Source organism: Burkholderia sp. PAMC 28687, from assembly GCF_001577465.1.
Lineage (GTDB): Bacteria > Pseudomonadota > Gammaproteobacteria > Burkholderiales > Burkholderiaceae > Caballeronia.
The window spans coordinates 615021-637124 of record NZ_CP014507.1 but is presented as its reverse complement, the minus strand read 5'-3'; the positions used below and the strand labels follow the sequence as shown (position 1 = coordinate 637124).

Sequence of the window (22104 nt, the reverse complement as noted above, 5' to 3'; positions counted from 1 at the left end):
TCGAGGGTTTGTCGTAATGCATGACCGGTTATTTCGATGCCATCAGCCGCAACGCCGACACCGTCAGCGTTTCCGTTGCGCACCGGAAGTTGTGTTCGAGCGAGCTTTCCTCCGCGTTCTGGAAGAACGACTTGCACTGCCGCGCGCCGGTTTCATCGAGTGAGAGGATTCGTTCAACGAGCGCATCGGTATCCGCCTGCAACGCGTCGGGCGCGCAGACGCGGGTCACGAGTCCGGCGGCCAGTGCGGCGTCGGGCGTGATTGCGTCGCCGAAAAGAAGCATCGGGAACACTTGCTTGGGCAAGGCATAGCGGCCGAGGTAGGCCATGATCGCGGCCGGCGGCAAGCCCTTGCGCATCTCGGGAAAGGCGAGCTTCGCGCTGCCCGCTACCAGCGTGAAGTCGCACAGGATCGCAAGACCAAAGCCGAAACCGAGCGCATCGCCCTGCACCTCGGCAATCGAAATCATCGGCGATACCCGCAGTAGCCGCTTCAATTCGATCAACCGCGAGACTTCGCGATGAATCGAAACCGCGTCCGTTCCGGCGCGTTCCCGCCCTGTGCAGAACGTTTCACCGCTTGCCCGAATGCGCAGCACGCGCGCCGTAGGCAAGGTTGCCTCGCTACGCAAGACGGCGATCATGGCGTCGAACATGGGCGCAGTGATTTCGTTGCCGGCGGCGGCATTGTTCAGCGTAAAGGTCAGAATTTCTCCCGATCGATCGATCACGACCGGGTCCGGCAAGCGCGCGTAGTCCAAGCAGCCTCCTGTTGTATAATCGCCTGTATAAGCTGTATACAGCGTATTCATCGAACAACGGAAAGTCAATGGCCTCTGCAACGAAACCTGCTGAAATGGAAATGACTGATCGCGTGCCCGAGCAGGCGCTCGAAACCATCGGCCGCAAATATCACTCGAAAATGCGCATGGTCGACGCGTCCGGCGACTCGCTCAGCGACGGCGTGGTCGTGCCGGCGTTGCGAGAGGCGATCGTGGAAGGAGTGCTGGCGCCGGGAAGCCGGCTATCGGAGGTGCAGGTCGCGAAGCAATTGAACGTCAGCCGCACGCCGATGCGTGAGGCGTTTGCACAACTCGAACGCGAAGGCCTGGTGACCGTGGTGGCGCGCGTAGGGGCGTTCGTACGGTCCGTGACACTGCGTGACGTTGCGGAGATTTACACAGTGCGCACGGCGCTCGAATGCCTCGCCGTTCAGCTTTGCGCGGAAAACATCACGACGCTCGGGCGCGCTCAACTGGAAGACGTGATTGGCGAGATGCGTGCGAATGTGGCCGCCAATGATCCCGCGGCGTACGTGGATGCCCTCGACCGCTTCTATTCGATCGTAATGACCCTCGCCGATAACCGCACGCTTCAGGCAACGCACGCGAGCCTCATGGGTCCGGTACGGCGCTTGCGACGGATCGCGATGGCGCGCGGCGGACGGATGCGGGCATCGTTTGAACAGGCCGTGAAGATCAAGGACGCGATCTCCACCGGCGACAAACGCGTGCAGGACCTGATGCGAGAGCAACTGCGTGGCGCATGCGAAGCAGCAACGGCAGTATTGAAGGAAACTGAGGGCTGAACCATTCACCTCACACCCGGGACCAACAAGTGACTGCAAGCGCCTCTGCTACACCAGACATGAAGGACTTGTTCAAGTCGATCTGGGATTCCTTGCGTGCAGGCGCCGGACGATCGCCGTTCAGCGTGCTGCAGGCGGCGACTGTAGGCGTCGATGGAAATCCCAAGGTTCGGACCATCGTATTGCGCGATGCAAACGATGAGCTTGCTCGTCTTTCATTTCACACGGACATCCGTTCCGAGAAAGTCCGCGAACTACGCGCACGCCCGGCCATTTCGATGCACGGGTACGACGCCGAGCGACTCGTGCAGATTCGCGTGGAAGGCATTGCGTCTTTCGTGACCGATGAAGCCGAAAAGCTGGCCGTGTGGAATTCGAGCCGGCCGCGTACGTTGATCTTGTATCGATCACCGGTCGTGTCGGGAAGTGTTATCGATGACCCCGCCCAGGCCGCCGCGCCTGATGCCGCGGACCCCATGCTCGGCTACGAGAACTTCTGCCTCGTGCATGTTTCGGTGCGGCACATCGACTATCTCGATCTGTCGAACGAGCCGCACCACAGAGCGCAGTTTCATGTACGTGACGATGGCGCCTTCCAGGGGCAATGGGTCGCGCCATGAGACTCAAGGCGCTTACGCTCAGGCCGCCTCGCCTGAGTCAAGAATTGCCCATCGCGGTTTTATCGACCCTTTGTTGATCCGCTATGCGACGCGTTTTCCCTCCAGATAGGTCGCACGCGGAATCGGCAGACGATCGGACATAGCGACGCGCACGAAGTCCGCTCGCAAGCCGATGGCGATGGCGCCCCGGTCTGTCAATCCCGCCGCTTTGGCCGGCGCGGATGACACCGTTCGCATTGCCTGCGGCAGGGACCAGCCGGCTTTATCGACGAGATCGAAGGTCGCGGTCAGCAGGCTCGAAGGCACGTAATCCGATGACAGGATATCGAGCAATCCCGCCCTTGCCATTTCGAGCGCCGAGACATTGCCCGAATGCGATCCGCCGCGCACGATGTTCGGCGCACCCATGATCGTCGAGATTCCACGCTCGCGCGCCGCCTCTGCTGCCACGAGCGTGGTCGGGAATTCAGCCAGCACGATGCCGTCTTCCGCCGCTTCGAGCACATGGTCGACCGACGTGTCGTCGTGACTTGCGAGCGGCAGGCCACGCGCCTTGCAACGCGCGACGATCTCCGTCCGATGCAGCCGCGCATACCGCTGCTGATCGCGGGTCAGTTCGTCGAGCATGGTGTTCGCGTGCGCATCGGTCCATTTGCCGTGACGCTCCTGATACTTGCGCCATTGCACGGGGTCGTGCCATTGACGCTGGCCCGGCGTATGGTCCATCACCGAAACGAGCCGAAGCAGAGGATGCGAAACGAGACTATCGAAAACTTCGAGCACATCCGCCGCCGCGATCTCGCAGCGCAAGTGCAGGAAGTGATCGACACGCAACAAGCCCTTTCCCGCAAGGCGTTCTATTGCCCGCGCGTTATTGGTCTGCAACTCCTTGCCGCGCACACCCACGCCCCCACGTGAGCCAATGCCCAATGCATCGAAGACGGTCGTGATGCCGGCGCTCGCCACTTGCGCATCATGCACGACGATCGCGGCATCGGAATTCCACAGCACGCCGGGACGCGGCGCGATGTGTTTTTCGATGTTGTCCGTATGCAGTTCAACGAGGCCGGGCAATAGATAGTCGCCGCCCCAGTCTTCGGCGTCGCCGGCTGAAGTCGTGCCGGGCGCAACCTCGGCAATGCGTCCGTCGGCAATGCATACAACACCTGTGAACTCTTCGTCGCGAGTGACGATTCGCGCGTTCTTGATCAACATGTCTGCAAGGTTTCCGTAGTCGTGGCCGCCTGCCCGGCGGGAGCGTTGAGTTGGATCAGACGAGTCGCGACGCGTTCGCGCGTGTCCTCGTCATGAAAAATGCCTACGATCGCCGCGCCCCGCTCACGCGCTTCGACTATGAGATCGGCGACCACCTGCCGGTTCTCTGCATCGAGCGATGCGGTGGGCTCGTCGAGCAGCAAGAGCGGCTGCCCAGCAATCAACCCGCGTGCGATGTTGATACGTTGTTGCTCGCCGCCTGAGAACGTGGCTGGCGCGAGCGTCCATAAACGGCGCGCCACGTTCAGACGTTCCAGCAGGACACCGGCCCGTTCGCGCGCTTCATCTTCATTCATGCCGCGCGATACGAGCGGCTCGCTGACGAGATCGATGGATGAAACCCGCGGTATCGCGCGCAAAAACTGGCTGACGTAGCCCATGGTCGTGCGGCGCAGGCGGATCACGTCGTGCGGTTCAGCATGGGACAGCGACAGGAACCCGGATGCGCGGCTCTCGTCGCGAATGGTAACCGTGCCGCGTGTCAGCAGATAGTTGCCGTACATGCAGCGCAGCAAGGTGCTCTTGCCGACACCCGAGGGCCCCGACAACACCACGCATTCGCCGCGCTCCACATCGAGCGACACGCCGCCCAGTGCTGCAATGCTCACACCGCCCTGCTGATGCAGCGTGAAAGTCTTCTCGACGCCGCGCGCGCGCAGCATCAGCGTTTTACTTTCGGCGAAGGCGGCGTCGTCGGCGAGTTCTTTGAAGCGATTGGCGTTCATTCTAGGCTCTCAGACGGGCAGCACGGACGCTACCAGCGTCTGTGTATAGGGATGTTGAGGATCGTCGAGGACCTGATCGGTCAGCCCGCTTTCCACCACGCGGCCATCCTTCATCACCATCAACCGATGCGCAAGCAGGCGCGCCACGCCGATATCGTGCGTCACGATCAGCGCTGCAAGATGCAGCTTGCCGGTCAACGTGCGAAGCAGGTCCAGCAAGCGCGCCTGCACCGATACATCAAGCCCCGCCGTCGGTTCATCCATGAAAACGAGGCGCGGTTTCGTCACCAGGTTGCGCGCGATCTGCAGCCGCTGCTGCATGCCGCCTGAAAACGCGGACGGCAATTCGTCGATACGCGTGGAATCGAGCTCGACCTGGCTCATCCAGTCGGACGCTGTCTCGCGAAGCTTGCCGTAATGACGGGCGCCGTTCGCCATCAGGGGCTCGCCAATGTTCGCTCCCGCCGATACACCGTGACGCAAGCCATCGCGTGCATTCTGATGCACGAAACCCCAGTCCGTACGAGCGAGCATCCGGCGGCGCGGCATGGGCAGCGCAAGCAGGTCGAGTACTTCGTGCCCGGCCGTGCGATACATCAATGCGCCATCGTCCGCAGGGGTGCGCAAGGCCAGCGCGTTCAGCAAGGTCGATTTCCCCGAGCCCGATTCACCGACAATACACAGGACTTCGCCCGGATAGATGTCTATATCCACGTCGGCACAACCGCCGCGTCCGTTATAACGCCTGGTGAGTCCGCGTGCGCTGAGCAGCGGAGCTACGGATGAACCGTTCATGCATCCCCCTGTTCATTCGCAGCACGATGTTCCTGGCAATAGTCGCTGTCGGAACACACGAACATGCGTTTGCCCTCGTCGTCGACAATCATCTCGTCCAGGAAACTTTCATGCGATCCACACAGCGCGCATTCGTGTTCCCAGTGCTGGATGCTGAACGGATGATCCTCGAAATCGAGGCTCTTGACCTTCGTATAAGGTGGAATGGCGTAAATGCGCCGTTCGCGGCCCGCTCCGAAAAGCTGCAGCGCGGGGTTCATGTGCATCTTGGGGTTGTCGAACTTCGGGATTGGCGAAGGCGACGAAAGATAGCGGTCGTTCACAAGGACCGGGTAATCGTAGGTCGTTGCAATGCTGCCATGCTGCACGATGTCCTCGTAGTACTTCACGTTGATCAGGCCATAGTCGGCGAGCGAATGAAGCTTGCGGCACTCGGTCACGCGCGGTTCCAGCCGGTAAAGCGGCTCGGGCATCGGCACCTGGTACACGAGGATCTGCTTGTCCGTCAGCGGCGTTTCCGGAATCCGGTGACGCGTCTGAATGATCGATGCATCCACGGTTCGCGTTGTCGTTGCAATGCCGGCCGTGCGCGCGAAAAAGCGCCGGATGTTGACGGCATTGGTCGTTTCATCCGAACCCTGGTCGATGACCTTCAGCGTATCGCTGCGCCCGATGATGGCGGACGTAACCTGCAATCCGCCCGTTCCCCAGCCATAAGGCAACGGCATTTCGCGCGATGCGAACGGAACCTGGTGTCCGGGTATGGCAATGGCCTTCAGCAACGCACGACGGATCATGCGCTTGGTTTGTTCGTCGAGATAGGCGAAGTTGTAGCCTTCTGCAATCCCAGTTTCCTGCGTACGCGCGTTCATGCTGCGTTCTCCTGCTGTTCTTTTTCCAGACCCGCGCGCAGTCGCCGCAGCAACTCGAGCTCCGACTGGAAGTCCACATAGTGCGGCAATTTCAGATGCTGAACGAAGCCCGATGCTTCCACGTTGTCGCTGTGGGAGAGCACGAACTCGGCGTCCTGCGTCGGCGATGCGACCGTCTCGCCCAGATCAGGCGCGCGCAGTGAACGGTCGACGAGCGCCATTGCCATCGCCTTGCGTTCCGAATGGCCGAACGCGAGTCCATAGCCTTGCGTGAACGTCGGCGGCACGTCACCACTGCCGGCAAACTGGTTGATCATCTGGCATTCCGTGATTTCCATATCCCCGATTTCAATGGAGAAGCCGAGCTCTTCAATATCCATTTCCACCGCAACTTCGCCGTTGCGGATCTCGCCTGCGAAAGGATGCGTGTGCGAATAACCGCGCTGTGTCGCGTAGCCCATCGCGAGCAGGAACCCTTCATCAGCACGCGCGAGATTCTGCAGGCGAACCGTACGATCGACCGGAAACGTCAGCGGTTCGCGCGTGATATCGCCGGGTTCGGACGCATCCGCGTGCGCCCTTTCCTGCTCGATCAAGCCCTCCTTGTCGAGCAAGGCAAGCACGCGCGGCATGGGATCCTCCTTCACCGAGGGCGGCGCGATCTTCTTGCCGGCATCGGATGCGGCGCCTTCCGCAAGCAGTTTGAAATCAAGCAGCCGCTGGGTGTAATCGTAGGTGCCCCCCAGCATCTGTCCGCCGGGAATGTCCTTGAAGGCAGCGGAGATTCGCCGCTCGACGCACATCTCTTCTGTATCGACAGGAAGCGTATAGCCGAAACGCGGCAACGTGGTGCGGTAAGCCCGCAGCAGGAATATCGCCTCGACCAGATCGCCCGCCGCCTGCTTGATTGCGAGCGCGGCGAGTTCCTCGTCGTAGACGGAACCCTCGGTCATCACGCGTGCGACGGCCAGCCGAAGCTGCTCGCGAATCTGGCCTACGCTGAGTTCTGCCAGCGCCTGATCGCCGCGGCGTTTTTCTGCGAGCAGGTCCCATGAACGTTCGATCGCGCGTTCGCCACCTTTGACTGCAACGTACATCAGTCCACCTCCACGCGTGTTGTGCGGGGCAATCCGATCACCGAACCGCCACGAACGAAATAACAATCGACGCCGCACGGAAAGTCGCTCGCAAGTTGCGCGCGCTCGTGCCAGAACGAGGCAGGCACGCCTTCCACACAAACCGTTTCCGACTCGCGGATTCCGGGACCGCGCCACGTCACAGGTGCGCCGCTTGTCAGCGACTCCACGCGGATGAACAGCATCGCGGCCGTTTCCGGCGTCTCGGGTTCGCCAAGCGAAAACTCTTCAAGCGACGGCATGGAGTGTGCGTCGTCGAGATAGGCAAACACGGCTTCCGAACAATCGTCCGTCACCGGCGCGCCGGTGTGAAAGCGCAGGGCGTCGCTCAATGCTCGATGTGGATGCTGCAGCAGCACGGGCGTCGAATAATCCGCCAGCGCGAGCAACGCAGCGTAGGCGGCAACCGGCACGTACGCCTCTTGCTCGTTCGCCAGAGCCGGCACGACCGTGTCTATGGATACGATCTTGCCTGGCCGGGACAATGCATCCAGCAGCGAGCGGAACACGCCCTGCGAGTCATGGATGGTATCGGTGAAACCAGGCGTGAGCGTGGCGAGGTCGATGCTTCCCGCACTCGCCCCCCGAGCACCCGCAGATGGGTTGTTACGTTGCATCAGTCACCTCTCACCATCGTGAAGAATTCAACTTTCGTGGCCGCCGCGCGCGCCTGCTTTTGCTGGCGGTTTGCAGCGATGCGCGCCGCCAGCGGCGCGATCACATGCTGCTGCATGCGTGCTTCGAACGCGGGCATTTGCAGCAGAGCGTCCGCGAGCGCGGCAAGCGTTGCACGCTCCTTGTCGCGTCCCATGTGAACTGCCATGCCGACCGTTGCACGCCCTTCGTCCGACCGGACACGCAGCGTTGCACGCGTCACGGTCACTTCGCCGAGATTGAACGCGTCGCCCGTCCCGCCCACTCGGCCGCGCACCATCGCCAGACCGATATCCGGCGCGCGCAGCCAGTCGAACTCCGGCGGACTGGCCGCGCCTAGCGCCGCGTCCATTGCAGCCTTCATGCTGGCGTGCGGCGTACGCGCCAGGATCGCCAGCCACTCGCGCCGGGTCGCGGGTTGCGCCAACTCGGACGGCCGCGCAGAAATGTTCATCGTCAACCTCGTGAATTTGGTGATGCTGCAGAATCCATACCCTACTAGAATAGTCATCTGGTCGTCTAGACGTTTACAGGTACAGATATAAATCGATCCAATGTGCCCCGCTTTCACATTTCCATCATCGGCGGCGCACTACAATGCCCATGACGATATTCAAACCGACAGGAATGACACCACCATGACATCCAACGAAACGGGGACACCGGGGCTTGCAGTCGAGCGCGGCGCGGGCGTGGCTGTGTGGCGCCAGATCGAACAGATCCTTTCGGCGGAAATTACAGCGAAGAGTTTTGGCGAAGAAGGCCGCCTGCCGAGCGAAGCAGAACTTGCGCGGCGTTTCGACGTCAACCGCCATACGGTACGCCGCGCCATGCTGCGTCTTGCGGCGACGGGACTGGTCAGTGTCGAACAGGGACGTGGCACGTTCGTGCAGCCCGGTGCCATCGATTATCAGATTGGACGGCGCACGCGTTTTACCGAGAACCTGCGCCGCCACAATCAGCCGTCGGCGGGCGTGGTGTTGTCGAGCGAGAAGGTCAAGGCCGATCCGGTTGCGGCCAAGGCGCTCGGCATCCGCGCCGGCACGCTGGTCTACGAGATCGAGACGCGCCATGACTCCGAGGACGTACCGCTGACCTACGCGCGAAGCTGGTATCCGGCAATGCGGTTCGCCGATTTTCCGGCGGTGCTCGCGGGCAGGCCCGGCGTCAGCGCGGCGCTGGCCGAATTCGGCGTGACCGATTACACGCGCAAATGGAGCCGCATTGGTTGCATCTTGCCGAGTTCCGAAGTTGCGCGCCGTCTGCAGATCAACCGGCAGCAACCCGTCATGTGGGTCGAAAGCGTCGATGTTGACGAGGCCGGCGTGCCCATCAAATATGGCATCACGCACTTCGCGGCGGACCGCGTGCAATTGCTGGTGGAGGATGGCGTATGAGCGCGTGGACACCCGATGCACGTATCGCGCTTTACTACGCACCGCCAGCCGCATCCGCATGGTGGCATGCCGGCAGCGAATGGCTTGGCCGGGATGCTGAAACCGGCGAGTCCATGGAACCGCCTGTCGTTCCCGCGCTGGGCCAGCCGGTTGCGTCGCTCACCGTCGCACCGCGCCGATACGGCTGGCATGGCACTTTTGTGCCGCCGTTTCATATCGCCGAGGGTTACAACACGGAGCACGTCGTCCTGGCCGCAAAGGAATGGGCAAAGCGAATCGCGCCTTTCGAAGTCCCGCTGCAAGCTGCCGATCTCGGCCGCTTCGTTGCGCTTCGCGCGGCGCAATCGGAGCATGACGGAGCCATCCGCGACATCGCCGCAAGCGCCTTGCATGCCCTTGCCTCGCTGCGCGCACGGCCATCGCCGGAAGACACCGAAAAGCGGCTCGCGCCCCATCTCACTCCCCGGCAGCGCGCGTTGCTGCTCGAATGGGGCTACCCCTATGTGCTCGATGAATTCCGTTTTCACATGACGCTTTCCGATTCCATCGACTCCGAAGCGCAACGCACCGCGATCAGGACGCTCTGGCAAGCACGCAGCGAAGCGCTTGGACCACTTCCCTTCCATGGCGCGGCGCTCTTCGTTCAGGCGCATCGCGATGCGCCCTTCTCCCTTTGGCAGCGTCTGCCTTTCGGCGATGCAGGAGCGCGCGCATGAGCGCCGATCGGGGCAGACTGATCTACGTGATGGGACCATCGGGCGCGGGCAAGGATTCGCTGCTCGGTTTCGTTCGCGAACGGATCGGTTCGCAGGTGATGTTTGCGCACCGATACATCACGCGGCCTGTTTCGGACGGCGAGAATCACGTTGCGCTCACGCACGACGAATTCGCCGCGCGTCTGGCAAGCGGCGTATTCTCGATGCACTGGGAAAGCCTTGGGCTGCACTACGGCATCGGCGTTGAAATCGACGCATGGCTCGCGCGTGGTCTGGTTGTAGTCGTGAACGGTTCGCGTCAGCATGCGCCTGCAGCGCTCGAACGATATCCGCATACGCAATTCGTCCATATTCACGCGAATCCGACGGTTCTCGCCGCGCGTCTGGAACGGCGAGGCCGTGAAGATTCCAGGCAGATGGAAGCACGTCTCGCGCGACGCCCGGCGCTTGCGTTGCCGCAGGAAGCGCGGGTGACGACTATCGACAACTCGGGTCTGCTCGCCGATGCCGGACAACAACTGCTGGCTGCGATCAATCAGCCGCTGAAACTGGCCTGATGATGAAAAAGGCCGGTACGAACTTCGTACCGGCCTTTATTCCCGACGTCCTGAAATTTCAGATCACACGCTCACGCAGCCAGGCCGACCCGAGATCGATCAAGCTCACGATCACAATAACCATCAGCAACACTGCCGCGGTTTGCGCATAGTTGAACGAGCGAATGGCTTCGTACAGCACCACGCCAATCCCGCCTGCACCGACCATGCCCACGACCATCGCCGAACGCACATTCGATTCGAACCGGTACAACGCAAACGATATCCATAGCGGCATGACCTGCGGCAGCACGCCGTAGAGCACTTCGTCGAGACTGCTTGCGCCGGTGGCACGCACACCTTCGGCAGGCCGTGCATCGATCGCCTCGACGGCTTCGGCAAACAGCTTGGCCAGTACGCCCGTGGTATGCACCCAAAGCGCGAGCACGCCCGCGAACGGCCCGAGTCCGACTGCCACTATAAACAGCATCGCGAAGACCATCTCGTTGATCGCGCGGCATGCATCCATCACGCGGCGCACGGGTTGCGCGACCCACACCGGCGCAATGTTATAGGCCGACAACAACCCGCACGGCACCGCGAATATCAGCGACAACGCCGTGCCCCACACCGCGACAGCAAGCGTCACGATCATCTCGTGAACATAGGTGCGCCAGTCGTGAAAGTCCGGCGGGAAAAAGTCGCGGCCGAACTGCACCATGTTGCCCGGGTCAGCGAAGAGATCGAGCGGACGCATGTCGGCGCTACGCCACGACAGCCCGAGGACGGCCACGAACGCAATCCACCCGAACATCGATAACCAGCTCCGCTTGGGTACGTGCAGATCGGGCTTGATGGCTTGCGGGCGTGGCCCGGCGCCGTCGAAGGAATACGCGTCGACGGGATGCTTCACTTCGCGGCCACCGTATCGAGCTGCGCGAGCTTCTCATCCAGCGCGGCGATCTTCGCTTTCTTGTCTTCGTCGGACAGATGCGCGTCGTTCTGGATTTGCTCCTTCTTCTGGAACAGGGCCATCTGACGGATCGGGATCAGTTGGGCATCGGTGGAGTCGGTGAAGCCCGACAAACCCGTGATGCCTTCCATGATCGCCTTCTCGCGCGGATCGGTCTGCGCGTAGTGGTCGAAGAAATTGCGCAGCTTGTCCTTCGTGGCTTGCGGCAGATCGCGGCGCCATACGATCGGGTCCGACGGAATCAGCGGCGACTTCCATAAGATGCGCACGCGCTGCAGCAACTCGGGATGTTGTTGCCGCAAGGTCTCAACCATGTCGGTATTGTTCGTCGCGACATCCACGCGGTTGTTCACCACGGCCAGCATGTTTGCCTCATGGCTTGACGGCAGCACGCTCTTGAAGTCGTTGCGCACCGAGACGCCGTTTTTCGCGAACAGGTAATAAGAGGGCACGAGCGTGCCGGATGTCGAGTTCGGATCACCGAAACCGAGGTTGATGTCGTGGGTATTCTTCAGCACCTGGTCGACGGTCTTCCACTTGCTATTCACATTCGTGATGAGCAACGAGTAGTACCCCGCCTCCCCGCTCTTGTACTTCACCTTGGCGAACACTTCGCCGTTGCCGCGATCCACCGCTTCGATTGCGGACGCGTTGCCGAAATAACCGATCTGCACCTTATTGAAACGCATGCCTTCGATAATGCCGGCATAGTCCGTCGCGAAGAATGGCTTCACTTCGAGGCCGGTCTGCTTGTTGAGATCGTCGATCAGCGGTTGCCAGCGCTGCCTGAGCGCGGATGAATTATCGGTCGAGATGATGCCGAAGTTGATCGTCTCGGCAAGCGCTGCCTGCGAGACGAGACATGCAGCGAGCATCGCGCCGGCCAGAAGGAAACGGGCTGATTTCATCGAATGGGTCCAGGTTTGGAAAAAAACAAAAGTTGTCGGGTCAGGAGCTCGCGGCCGATGCAAATGCCGCGGATCGTGCGGATGCACCTTCTGGACGCGCTGTCGCGCGCTCCGTTTGTCGAACCGGCTCGCGCTGGGCGGCGTCGGTTTCGGTGTCGGCATCGGTCAGTAATTCTTCCGCTGCTGCGCCATACAGTTCGCGCAACAAGGCGGGGGTCAGGCTCGCGGACGGACCGTCGTACACCACGCAGCCGTTGCGCAGCGCGACCGTTCTTGCGCAGTACTTCATTGCGATATCGATCTGATGGAGCGACACGACTACCGTCAGGCCATGGTCTTCGTTGAGCGACTGAAGCAACTCCATCACGCGGCGGGAGGACTCGGGATCGAGCGATGCGATGGGTTCATCGGCAAGGACGATGCGGGCCCGCTGAACCAGCGCGCGTGCGAGCGCAGCGCGTTGCTGCTGGCCACCGGACAAGGTGCTGGCGCGCTCGTTGATGTGGTCTCCAATGCCCATTGCGGAAAGCGATGCCATTGCAAGCTCGTGCTCGTTGCGCGGAAACCGGCCGATCAAACGCCGCCACAGCACCACGCGCGACAACGCCCCAATCAGTACATTGGTGCGCACGGTGAGACGCCCGACGAGATTGAATTGCTGGAACACGAATGCGACGTCGCGACGAATCCTGCGGACTTCGCGCGCCACCTTGCCATTCTCCTGAATCGGGCGCCCGAGCAGCGTCACATGCGACGGTGCGGGGTCGGAAGCCGTGAATCCCGCAATGTGCCGCAGCAACGTGGACTTGCCTGAACCGGATGCGCCGATCAGCGCAACCATTTCGCCCTCGACCACTTTCAGGTCAATGGAGTCGAGTGCCTTGCGGCCATTGTTGAACGTCTTGCACAAACGTTCGATCCGGATTGCATCCATGATGTCCTCACTATGACGCCGGAGAATTGCAGCGTCGTAGGGATTCTAGGAAGGCAACATGACGACGCGGTGACGCTTGCAAGTCGTCTAGATGAATACACAACCGAGGCAGAAGAACACGGTCGGCAGCGCACTGGACTTCAATGTTTATTAAAAAAATCTGAATTCGGTCGCGGAGGGAAATCGGTCACACTGACGCTCGGCAAGCGTTTTGATATCTGGATAGCTCAACATTTATCTTGAGCCGGCCGGCGTGTCGTAAGACAATCACGTTTCGTCTGATGAAATTTTGAACCTGAATTCCCCGATTCGGGGATTCATAAATTCGGCCTGGACACAGCAGCAACAGTAACAACAGAGCCGACAGCCTTCACTTGCGTGAATGAGACTGCCACAAAACGATCCGACGACATGCTTACATCTCTCCTTCCGCCGCCGGTTACGCCTGCGGTACGCCTGAGTTTTCATCGACGTTCGATGGAGCTGCAGAAGCCGCTTTCCACGGTCACCATGGCGTTCACCGTCGTAGCCTTCGTGATCTTCGTGATCGCGCGCGCACACGTGACGGGCCTCGAATTGCCACTCTGGCCACGCCTGATGTGCGCGCTAGCGTTGTCGCTACTCGTAGCCGCCATTCCCCGTGCGACCTCCACTTTCGTGTTCGGCCTGATAGGCGCAGCGTATGTCGTCGTGCTGCAGATCGGCGTGATGATCAACGTGACGGGCGTCGAGCAGCCGCTTTACTGGATGCTGCCCGCCGGCATGGTCGTGCCCATCTGCGCTGCGCCGCTGTGGCTCACGCCGCGGCATTTCGTGCTCGGCACGATCGCGTTCTATATAGCGGGCATCCCGTTCGTGTTTTCCGTACCATTCACGCACGACGACTGGGTGCTGTGCGCGATGTGGGTCGCTATCGGCATTCCAACCGCGACCACGTTCCACTTCGGCTTCTATTGGTTCCGGCTCAATCACTTCCTGCTGGAAGAGAAGCTCATTGCGCTCGCCGCCACCGATCCCCTCACGCAATTGCTCAACCGCCGCGCGTTCCTCGAACAAGCCGGGCAGATGCTGAGCGCGCCACGCAGCGGCGATGAGATCGTCAGCGCGATCTTCCTGGACGTCGACCGTTTCAAGTCACTCAACGATCAATACGGCCACGCACGCGGCGACGATGCCCTGCTGCAGGTCACGCAGGTCATCAAAGGGGCGATACCCCCCGAGGCAATCGCCGGCCGGCTGGGCGGCGAGGAATTCGCGGTACTGGTTCCAACCGCTGGAACGCATCAGGCCACCGAGCTTGCGGACTCCTTACGCATCCGCATCGCAGGAATCCTGCGGCCCGATGGTTTCCTGACGGCGAGTTTTGGCGTGGCCCATCGGCGTGGCCATGAGACCGCTATCGCGCTTCTTGACCGCGCGGATGAAGCGTTGTTGCGTGCAAAACATGCAGGCCGCAATCGTGTGTTCGTGGAGCGGGTGAGCAGCGTTGCGCGCGTGCGGGCGACCGCCATTGACGAAAATATCGATGCACAAGCAGATGCAACTCCCGGCGCCGATTCCGTCAGGCACTGGGGACCGTTCGAACTTTCCACGCACTTCCAGCCGCTCTACAGTCTGTCGCACCAGAAGCAAGTGGGTTTCGAAGTGCTGTTGCGCGGACGCGATCACGAGGGCCAGCCGGTCCAGCCCGAATTGTTGTTCGCACCGCAATCGAACCCCGATGTCATCGAGCTCGATTCGCTCACGCATCATCTGCACTTCAACAATGCCCGCAAGCGCTTGCCGCAGGACACGTGGCTGTTCCTGAACGTCGCGCCATCCACGTTCATTCAACCTGGCTACGAGCAGACGCTTGCGAACATGGCGAGCGCAGCGGGGCTCAATCCGGGCAGCATCGTACTCGAGATACTGGAGTCGGAAGGCGTGAGCGCGGAAGAGCTGGCGCTGGCCGCGTGGCGGTATCGTGGATGCGGATTTTTGATTGCCGTCGATGACTTCGGCACCGGCCATTCGAACCTCGACCGCCTGCTGCGCATCCAGCCCGACTTCGTGAAGCTCGACGGAGAACTGATCCGCGCGAAGAGCCGTGCGTCGGACCAGCCGTTGTTATCGACCATTGTGTCGCTGCTGCATCGCGCGGATATGCTCGTGGTTGTCGAAGGAATCGAGACGACCGAGGAGCTCGTGCTTGCGGTCGAATCCAACGTCGACTTCGCACAGGGATTCTTGCTGGGCAGGCCGAGTGCGAACATACCGGCGGCGGACGCGGTGATGCGGCGCATCGATCATGCGTTCGATGTGATCGCCGAAGGGCGGACCGCGCGCGCGAGCCGGTTTGAAGCGCAACTGTCGCCTTACCTTGCGATGGTGAGAGCCGCGGCGGCGGCGTTATCGGACGGTGCGCAAGTCCATGAAGCCATCGCGCCGATGACCGCCTTCGCGCTCTGCCGGCGCTGCTTCGTGCTCGATCAGACGGGCCGGATCGTGGGACAGGAGTTTGTGGGACAGGCCGGCCCCGGCGGTGATTTCAGGCTCGGCCCGCTGCGCTCGACGCAATCAGCGCGCTGGGATCATCGGCCGTATTACTGGAAGGCGGTAGCGAACATGGGGACGGCAGTGTTCTGCCAGCCGTATCTGTCGCTCACCAGCGGACGCGCTTCGGTCGGCGTGACAATGGCCGTGCAGCGCGACGGCGAGGTGATGGTCGTTGGCAGCGAACTCGACTGGACGTCGCCGCATCTCGCGTGGCCGGCGGGGGAATGATGGCCGCCGGGCTACTTGTGGCACAGCGGCCGCCGCGTTTAGACAATAGCCATACAGTGGTCTGACAAAGGTTATTGCTGCCGTCTGTCCAATTCCTTCGGCCACTTCGAAACGAAGCAAAGAAAAGCGATTTTCACGCCGCGGTGTGCAAATATCCCGGCGCATGCACATCGCCCGTCGACCTGAACAACGCCACCGCATCGTTGAACTGCTGGCTCTGCTCTTCGAGCGGCACGGCCGTTGCCGCGGGGCTGTATTCTCCGTGTATCGTGACGGGAATGAGCTATCGACGGCTTGGATGATGGCCGCCCGCCTTACCGGGATTTACCCGCAGACCACATGGTTACGGCCACCAGCGGCTTCGGCGCGCGTGTTATTTCAGCGCGATCGCTGTTTTTGAATGCATGGATGCAATGACCGACTCGACCGCCAAGCGCTTTTCCGACCCTGAAATTGCAGGGGTTTATCGCGCAATCCACGAACGCCGCGACATGCGGCATTTCACGGATGCCCCCGTCGCGCCCGAACTGATGGCGCGACTGATCGATGCCGCGCATCACGCCCCGAGCGTCGGTTTCATGCAGCCCTGGCGCTTCGTGCGCGTGATCGATCGCGACGTACGCCTCGCGTTGCACGACATCGTGGAGACGGAGCGCCGCGCAACGGCCATGGCGCTCAACGAACGCAGCGATGAATTCATGCGGCTCAAGGTCCAGGGCATTCTGGATTGCGGCGAGGTGCTGGTCGGCGGCTTGATGGAAGACCGCGAGCGGCATATCTTCGGCCGCCGCACCCTTCCCGAAATGGACCTTGCGTCAGTGGCGTGCGCGATCCAGAACATGTGGCTCGCGGCACGCGCGGAGGGGATCGGACTGGGGTGGGTATCGCTGTTCGATGTCGCGGCGGTTCAACGTCTGCTGCATATGCCCGCCGATGCAAAGCCGGTTGCCATTCTCTGCATTGGCCACGTGGAACACTTCTACGATGAACCGATGCTGCAAGCCGAGGGCTGGGCGAAACGCGTGCCGGCAGCACACTGTGTGGAAGAAAACCGCTGGCCTGATGCGGCCTGCGAAGCCCCGGGCCAGCCGGTAATCGACTGAGCACGGGCTGGCAGTTGCCTGTTTAATGCATCTTTTGCAGCGGCAAGTAAGCCATTCAAGGCTTGTCACGGACTCCCCGTGGCAACGGCTGTAAGTCGCACGTCGCTATAAAGCCCTTTTCCTTGCCCGACATCAAGCTCGCGATGTAATATGACGTCTGATAACGTATGAGCATGTTGCATATTAAGGTGTTCAACTCAGGCCGCAATTCGAGCAATTACGCAAGAGGAAGCCCCGTCATGACAGCGCCCGCACAGACCCCGCTCTACACGCCCTATCAGCCGCTCCCCAACACGTTTCGCCAGTCCGTCCTGAAACAGGAAAAACAGATCGGCTGCTGGGCGTCGCTCGGCAGCCCGATCACGACCGAGTTGCTGGGCGTGCTGGGCTTCGACTGGATCCTGCTCGACGCCGAGCACGCGCCCAACGACGTCCTAACGCTCATTCCGCAGCTCATGGCGCTCAAGGACAGCCGCAGCGCGCCGGTCGTGCGACCGCCGGCCAATGAGAGCGTGGTCATCAAACGGCTGCTCGACAGCGGCTTCTTCAACTTCCTGATTCCGTTTGTAGACAGCGCGGCGGACGCCGCCCGCGCCGTCGCCGCGACCCGTTATCCGCCGCAGGGTATTCGCGGGGTATCGGTAGGACACCGCGGCAATAAATACGGCACCGTGCCCGATTACCTCACCACGGCCAACGACAACATCTGCGTCATCGTGCAGATCGAGAGCCGCAAGGCGGTCGAATCGATCGATGAAATCCTTGCAGTCGAAGGTGTGGACGCCGTGTTTCTCGGGCCATCGGATCTGGCGGCATCGTACGGACATCTTGGCGACGCGAATCATCCGGACGTGCAGAAAGCCATTGCGCATGTCTTCGATCGCGCCCGCGCAGCCGGCAAGGCGAGCGGAACGCTTGCACCCGTGCAGGCCGAAGCCGAACGTTATCTCGCGATGGGCTGCCAGGTGATCGCCGTGTGCGCGGACATGGGCTTGCTGCGCAACGCGGCACAAGCCGTGCAGAAACATTTCATGCAGAAGTAAAGTGACAGTGACATCTGCAAACCCGCATTTTTTTGGAGGATGACATGCAAAAAGCTGGTTTTATCGGACTCGGGATCATGGGTAAGCCCATGGCTGAAAATCTCGTCAAGAACGGCGTTGCGCTGGCAGCGTTCACGCGCAGCGGCGTGCCAGCCGAGCTGACGCAAGCTGGTGCTGTCGCCTGCGACAACCCCGCAGCGGTCGCCGCGCAAGCCGATGTGATCTTCGTGATGGTGCCGGATACGCCCGATGTCGAGCGCGTCCTGTTCGGCGAGAACGGCGTGGTCGCGGCCTTGCGCCCGGGCCAGATCGTGGTCGATATGAGTTCCATCTCGCCCATCGCTACACGCGAATTCGCAGCCAAGGTTCGCGAGCGCGGCGCCGAGTATCTGGACGCGCCGGTGTCGGGGGGCGAGGTGGGCGCGAAGGCGGCGTCGCTGACGATCATGGTAGGTGGGTCGCAAGCCACGTTCGATACCGTCAAACCGCTCTTCGACATGATGGGCAAGAACATCTCGTTGATCGGCGAGGTGGGTGCAGGTCAGGTCTGCAAGCTCGCAAACCAGGTGATCGTGGCGGCGACTATCGAAGCGGTGGGTGAAGCCCTGCTGCTGGCATCGAAGGCGGGGGTGGATGCAGAAAAAGTGCGCAAGGCGTTGATGGGGGGATTTGCATCGTCACGCATTCTGGAAGTGCACGGCGAGCGCATGACCAAGCGCACGTTCAATCCGGGCTTTCGCATTGAACTGCATCAGAAGGACTTGAACCTGGCATTGTCGACGGCGCAATCGCTGGGTGTATCGCTGCCGAATACGGCGACCTGCCAGGCGCTTTTCAACGCATGCGCGGCGCATGGCGGGAAGGCCTGGGATCACTCGGGCATGGTTCGCGCGCTCGAGTATCTCGCCGATCACGAGATCGGCCAGGGCACCGCCAACTGAATCTTCAGCGCATGAAAAAGGGCATCGCGAGGTAAAACGCGACGCCCTTTTTGCTTCTTTCCCGCTTAACCCTTCGTCACGCTCGCCGGCAAATCGCGGCCGTGATACTTCTTGTAGATCGTATTGAGGTTGCCGTTCTTCTGGTTCGTGCTGACCCAGTTGTTGACCCAGTCTTTCAGCTTCGGCTCGTCCTTGTTCATCGCAATACCCAGGTCGAAATCCTTTTGCGCGAACTTCAGTTCGAGGTTGCGGCTCGGCGCGCGCTTGACCATCTCGCTCAAGTTAGAAGGCGTGCTGGAGAATATATCGACCTGTCCCGTCACGACCGACGTGATCAGCGTTGCATCGTCTTCATAACGCTGGATCTGTGCGCCCTTCGCTTGTTGCGTGGTGAGCGTATCGTTGACCGTTGCACGCGTCAGGCCGATGGTCTTGCCGTCCAGATCAGCGTAGTTCTTCACGTTCTGGCTCTTGGTGCCACCCACGATGATCGTGATGACCGCGTAAGGAATCGAAAAGTCCACGACCTTTGCGCGCTCGGGCGTGATCGACAAGTCGGCAATCACCAGGTCCGCGCGCTTCGCCTGCAAGGTCGGCACGCGTGCAGCGTTCGTGATCTGCACGAGTTCGAGCTTCACGCCCAGGTCTTTCGCAAGCGCGGCAGCGGTGTCCACGTCGGAGCCGGCGGGCTGCAGGTTGGCATCGGCGAAACTGAACAGCGGCGTGCCCATCGCGATGGCGACGCGAATCTTGCCGGCCTTCTTGATGTCGTCGAGCTGGTCCGCCATGGCGCTGTGCGCTACGCCTGCGAGCAACAAGGCGGCCACGCAGCCACGCAACATGAACTTGGTTGTTTTCAAAGCAGTCTCCATTTTTATGGTCGGTTCAAAAGGTGTTTAATGCTTGAGGCTAAAGGCCGTTGTTCAGGAACGTACGCAACTCGGGCGTCTTGGGTGCATCGAGCATTTCGCCGCCGCCCACCTCCCAGACCTTGCCCTGATGCATATAGATGATGCGATCAGCCACGCGCTTCGCGAACGCCATCTCGTGCGTGACGAGCAGCATGGTCATGCCGCCCTTCGCAAGATCCTCCATCACGCGCAGCACCTCGCCGGTCAGTTGCGGATCGAGCGCGGACGTCACTTCGTCGAACAGCATGACCTTCGGCGACATTGCAAGCGAGCGCGCGATTGCAACACGCTGCTGCTGACCACCCGAAAGCTGTTCCGGATACGCATCGGCTTTCTGACCCAGGCCCACTTGTTCGAGCACGGACATTGCAACGCGGCGCGCTTCGTCGCGGCTCATCTTCTTCACGTGGCGCAGCGCCAGCATGATGTTTTCTTCAACAGTCAGATGCGCGAAGAGGTTGTAGCTCTGGAACACGATACCCACTTCACGGCGCAACTGATGCAGGTCGACCTTGGGGTCATCGACACGAATCCCGCACACTTCAATGGTGCCGCGATCGATCGTTTCCAGCCTGTCGATACACCTGAGCGCCGTGCTCTTTCCCGACCCGCTCGCGCCGATCACGGCGATCATCTCGCCCTTCTCCACTTCCATTGAAACGCCCTTGAGCACCTGGTTCGAGCCGAAGCTCTTATAGACGTCCCCGAGCTTAACGATTGCCGACATTGAGCTTTTTCTCCATCGATTGACTCCAGCGCGAGAGCGGATAACACAGCGCGAAATAGAAGACCCCGACCAGCCCGAATACGAGGAACGGCTGAAAGATCGAGTTATTGATGATCTGGCCGGCACGCGTCAGTTCGACGAAACCGATCACCGATGCAAGCGATGTCATCTTGATGACCTGCACCAGGAAACCGACCGTAGGAGGCAATGCAAGACGCAGCGCCTGCGGAATGATCACGAGGCGCAGGGTCTGCCAGCGCGTGAGCGACAGGCACTCGGCGGCTTCCCATTGCGGTTTTGGCATGGCGTCGATACACCCGCGCCAGATGTCCCCGAGATACGCGCTCGTGTAAACCATCAGCGCAAAGCCGGCCGCGACCAGCGCAGGCACTTCAAAGCCGTACACCGAAAACCCGAAGTAGACGATGAACAGCAGGATCAGCAGCGGAATGCCCTGAATCGCCTCGATATACACCATCGCCGGACGGCTCAGCCAGCGGCGCTTCGAGATGCGCGCGAGCATCACGCCAAAGCCGCCGATGCTGCCCAGCACGAACGCAAGCGCGGACAACGCGAGGGTCCACCAGATCGAATGTACCAAATAGAACAAATGTGCCGAAGTGAAGCCGCCGCTCATGCTGCACCTCCGGGAATCACGGTATCGATGCGGCCTTGATCGGGCGCCGGCTTCCCTGCTCGCTCGGCGGCCTTGCGCATGACCCGCTTGCGCTTGAACGCGACCTCGCCCACGGCCCACGCCGCAAGCTTGATCAAGAGCGACAACGCCAGATAAAGCAGTGCCACCACAATGTACGTCTCGAGCGAACGGAAGGTATCGGACTGGACGGTGTTCGCGGTCGCTGTCAGTTCTTCAGCCGAAATTTGCGACGCGATCGCAGACGCTTGCATCATCAGCAGAAACTGGCTGGTAAGCGCCGGATAAACCTTTTCGATGGACGGCTGTAGCATCACATGCCAGCCGATCCGCCAGCGCGACAACCCGAGGCATTCCGCCGCTTCGAGCTGGCCGCGCGGCACCGATTCAAGCCCTGCGCGAATGATCTCGGCCGCATAAGCGCCGATGTTGATGATCATCGCGAGCGCGGCTGCAGTGAACGTCGGCATGCGCACGCCGAAACTCGCGAGCCCGAAATACAGCAGGAAGACTTGTACGAGAAAGGGCGTGTTGCGCACGGCCTCGATATAAATCGAGCACACATGCGACAGAGGCCGGTTCGTGCCGCGCTTGGCGAACGCGACGAGCGTGCCGACAATCACGCCGAAAAATACCGCTACCGTTGTCATCTTCAGAGTGAGCCAGGCGCCTTTGAGGAACACCGGCCAGTAGGGAAGCAACGGACTGAAATCGAGATGGAAGTTCATCGCAGCAATGTCTTTGGTTAGTACGGACGCGGGCTTTGGCACGCTGCTCGCGCCCGCTTGCACTCTTCGCTTTGTTGCGCCAAGCGTATTTCAAAATCTTCGTAC

The 22104-nt window shown here is 61.0% G+C and carries 24 protein-coding genes; 9 read left to right on the top strand and 15 right to left on the bottom strand.

Features of this window, described 5'->3' with window-relative positions; translation table 11 throughout:
- Positions 1 to 28 precede the first annotated feature (28 nt).
- Complete coding sequence (locus AX768_RS25740; RefSeq protein ID WP_062003676.1) at positions 29 to 760, bottom strand: enoyl-CoA hydratase/isomerase family protein; 732 nt, start codon at positions 758 to 760, stop codon at positions 29 to 31.
- A 68-nt stretch (positions 761 to 828) separates the two neighbouring features.
- Here AX768_RS25740 and AX768_RS25735 point away from each other — a divergent pair, with 68 nt between their 5' ends.
- Positions 829 to 1587, top strand: a complete 759-nt coding sequence (locus AX768_RS25735) for a GntR family transcriptional regulator (RefSeq protein WP_062002923.1) — start codon at positions 829 to 831, stop codon at positions 1585 to 1587.
- A gap of 29 nt (positions 1588 to 1616) precedes the next feature.
- Positions 1617 to 2207: a pyridoxamine 5'-phosphate oxidase family protein gene (locus AX768_RS25730; RefSeq protein WP_231941608.1), complete on the top strand. Its 591-nt coding sequence runs from the start codon at positions 1617 to 1619 to the stop codon at positions 2205 to 2207.
- Between the two features lie 81 nt (positions 2208 to 2288).
- Here AX768_RS25730 and AX768_RS25725 read toward each other — a convergent pair whose 3' ends face one another.
- The 7 genes from AX768_RS25725 to phnG are packed head-to-tail and all read right to left on the bottom strand — an operon-like array spanning position 2289 to position 8118.
- Positions 2289 to 3422 (bottom strand): alpha-D-ribose 1-methylphosphonate 5-triphosphate diphosphatase, encoded by a 1134-nt coding sequence (locus tag AX768_RS25725; RefSeq protein ID WP_062002921.1) that lies wholly within the window; start codon positions 3420 to 3422, stop codon positions 2289 to 2291.
- Positions 3416 to 4207, bottom strand: coding sequence for a phosphonate C-P lyase system protein PhnL (phnL, locus tag AX768_RS25720; RefSeq protein WP_062002920.1), 792 nt, complete (start codon positions 4205 to 4207; stop codon positions 3416 to 3418). The genes AX768_RS25725 and phnL overlap by 7 nt, the downstream gene beginning before the upstream one ends.
- 9 nt (positions 4208 to 4216) lie before the next feature.
- Complete coding sequence (gene phnK, locus AX768_RS25715; RefSeq protein ID WP_062002919.1) at positions 4217 to 5002, bottom strand: phosphonate C-P lyase system protein PhnK; 786 nt, start codon at positions 5000 to 5002, stop codon at positions 4217 to 4219.
- The gene (locus AX768_RS25710) at positions 4999 to 5874 is read right to left on the bottom strand and encodes an alpha-D-ribose 1-methylphosphonate 5-phosphate C-P-lyase PhnJ (RefSeq protein ID WP_062002918.1); all 876 of its coding nucleotides are present in this window, start codon (positions 5872 to 5874) and stop codon (positions 4999 to 5001) included. The genes phnK and AX768_RS25710 overlap by 4 nt, the downstream gene beginning before the upstream one ends.
- Entirely contained in the window at positions 5871 to 6971 is a 1101-nt protein-coding gene (locus tag AX768_RS25705) for a carbon-phosphorus lyase complex subunit PhnI (protein ID WP_062002917.1), read from the bottom strand. Before AX768_RS25705 ends, AX768_RS25710 begins: the two co-directional genes overlap by 4 nt.
- Entirely contained in the window at positions 6971 to 7627 is a 657-nt protein-coding gene (gene phnH, locus AX768_RS25700) for a phosphonate C-P lyase system protein PhnH (RefSeq protein WP_062002916.1), read from the bottom strand. The genes AX768_RS25705 and phnH overlap by 1 nt, the downstream gene beginning before the upstream one ends.
- A complete protein-coding gene (phnG, locus tag AX768_RS25695) occupies positions 7627 to 8118 on the bottom strand; it encodes a phosphonate C-P lyase system protein PhnG (protein ID WP_062002915.1) in 492 nt (163 codons plus the stop codon). The genes phnH and phnG overlap by 1 nt, the downstream gene beginning before the upstream one ends.
- A gap of 184 nt (positions 8119 to 8302) precedes the next feature.
- Between phnG and phnF the strand changes: the two genes are divergently transcribed.
- Genes phnF through phnN form a run of 3 tightly spaced genes read left to right on the top strand, consistent with a single transcriptional unit; the run spans position 8303 to position 10334 of the window.
- Entirely contained in the window at positions 8303 to 9061 is a 759-nt protein-coding gene (phnF, locus tag AX768_RS25690) for a phosphonate metabolism transcriptional regulator PhnF (RefSeq protein ID WP_062002914.1), read from the top strand.
- Entirely contained in the window at positions 9058 to 9777 is a 720-nt protein-coding gene (locus tag AX768_RS25685) for a DUF1045 domain-containing protein (RefSeq protein WP_062002913.1), read from the top strand. The genes phnF and AX768_RS25685 overlap by 4 nt, the downstream gene beginning before the upstream one ends.
- On the top strand, positions 9774 to 10334 hold the full coding sequence (gene phnN, locus AX768_RS25680; RefSeq protein WP_062002912.1) for a phosphonate metabolism protein/1,5-bisphosphokinase (PRPP-forming) PhnN: 561 nt from the start codon (positions 9774 to 9776) through the stop codon (positions 10332 to 10334). The genes AX768_RS25685 and phnN overlap by 4 nt, the downstream gene beginning before the upstream one ends.
- Positions 10335 to 10392: 58 nt before the next feature.
- On the opposite strand, the gene phnE is transcribed toward phnN, so the two are convergent.
- The 3 genes from phnE to phnC all read right to left on the bottom strand — a co-directional run bounded on the left by phnE (position 10393) and on the right by phnC (position 13128).
- Positions 10393 to 11127, bottom strand: a complete 735-nt coding sequence (gene phnE, locus AX768_RS25675; RefSeq protein ID WP_086386447.1) for a phosphonate ABC transporter, permease protein PhnE — start codon at positions 11125 to 11127, stop codon at positions 10393 to 10395.
- A 95-nt stretch (positions 11128 to 11222) separates the two neighbouring features.
- On the bottom strand, positions 11223 to 12194 hold the full coding sequence (gene phnD / locus AX768_RS25670) for a phosphonate ABC transporter substrate-binding protein (RefSeq protein WP_062002911.1): 972 nt from the start codon (positions 12192 to 12194) through the stop codon (positions 11223 to 11225).
- Positions 12195 to 12234: 40 nt separating this feature from the next.
- On the bottom strand, positions 12235 to 13128 hold the full coding sequence (gene phnC, locus AX768_RS25665) for a phosphonate ABC transporter ATP-binding protein (protein ID WP_062002910.1): 894 nt from the start codon (positions 13126 to 13128) through the stop codon (positions 12235 to 12237).
- A 411-nt stretch (positions 13129 to 13539) separates the two neighbouring features.
- Here phnC and AX768_RS25660 point away from each other — a divergent pair, with 411 nt between their 5' ends.
- The 4 genes from AX768_RS25660 (at position 13540) to AX768_RS25645 (ending at position 18978) form a co-directional block, all read left to right on the top strand.
- The gene (locus AX768_RS25660) at positions 13540 to 15891 is read left to right on the top strand and encodes a bifunctional diguanylate cyclase/phosphodiesterase (RefSeq protein ID WP_062002909.1); all 2352 of its coding nucleotides are present in this window, start codon (positions 13540 to 13542) and stop codon (positions 15889 to 15891) included.
- A gap of 413 nt (positions 15892 to 16304) precedes the next feature.
- On the top strand, positions 16305 to 16994 hold the full coding sequence (gene bluB, locus AX768_RS25655) for a 5,6-dimethylbenzimidazole synthase (RefSeq protein ID WP_062003674.1): 690 nt from the start codon (positions 16305 to 16307) through the stop codon (positions 16992 to 16994).
- A 239-nt stretch (positions 16995 to 17233) separates the two neighbouring features.
- Positions 17234 to 18037, top strand: a complete 804-nt coding sequence (garL, locus tag AX768_RS25650; RefSeq protein WP_062002908.1) for a 2-dehydro-3-deoxyglucarate aldolase — start codon at positions 17234 to 17236, stop codon at positions 18035 to 18037.
- Between the two features lie 44 nt (positions 18038 to 18081).
- On the top strand, positions 18082 to 18978 hold the full coding sequence (locus AX768_RS25645; RefSeq protein WP_062002907.1) for a 2-hydroxy-3-oxopropionate reductase: 897 nt from the start codon (positions 18082 to 18084) through the stop codon (positions 18976 to 18978).
- A 65-nt stretch (positions 18979 to 19043) separates the two neighbouring features.
- Here the strand turns inward: AX768_RS25645 and AX768_RS25640 are convergent, their stop codons facing one another.
- From AX768_RS25640 to AX768_RS25625, 4 genes are all read right to left on the bottom strand, one after another.
- Entirely contained in the window at positions 19044 to 19820 is a 777-nt protein-coding gene (locus AX768_RS25640; protein WP_062003673.1) for a transporter substrate-binding domain-containing protein, read from the bottom strand.
- Positions 19821 to 19887: 67 nt separating this feature from the next.
- A complete protein-coding gene (locus AX768_RS25635) occupies positions 19888 to 20616 on the bottom strand; it encodes an amino acid ABC transporter ATP-binding protein (protein ID WP_062002906.1) in 729 nt (242 codons plus the stop codon).
- Entirely contained in the window at positions 20600 to 21253 is a 654-nt protein-coding gene (locus AX768_RS25630; RefSeq protein ID WP_062002905.1) for an amino acid ABC transporter permease, read from the bottom strand. Before AX768_RS25630 ends, AX768_RS25635 begins: the two co-directional genes overlap by 17 nt.
- Positions 21250 to 21999: an amino acid ABC transporter permease gene (locus tag AX768_RS25625; RefSeq protein WP_062003672.1), complete on the bottom strand. Its 750-nt coding sequence runs from the start codon at positions 21997 to 21999 to the stop codon at positions 21250 to 21252. Before AX768_RS25625 ends, AX768_RS25630 begins: the two co-directional genes overlap by 4 nt.
- Positions 22000 to 22104 lie beyond the last annotated feature (105 nt).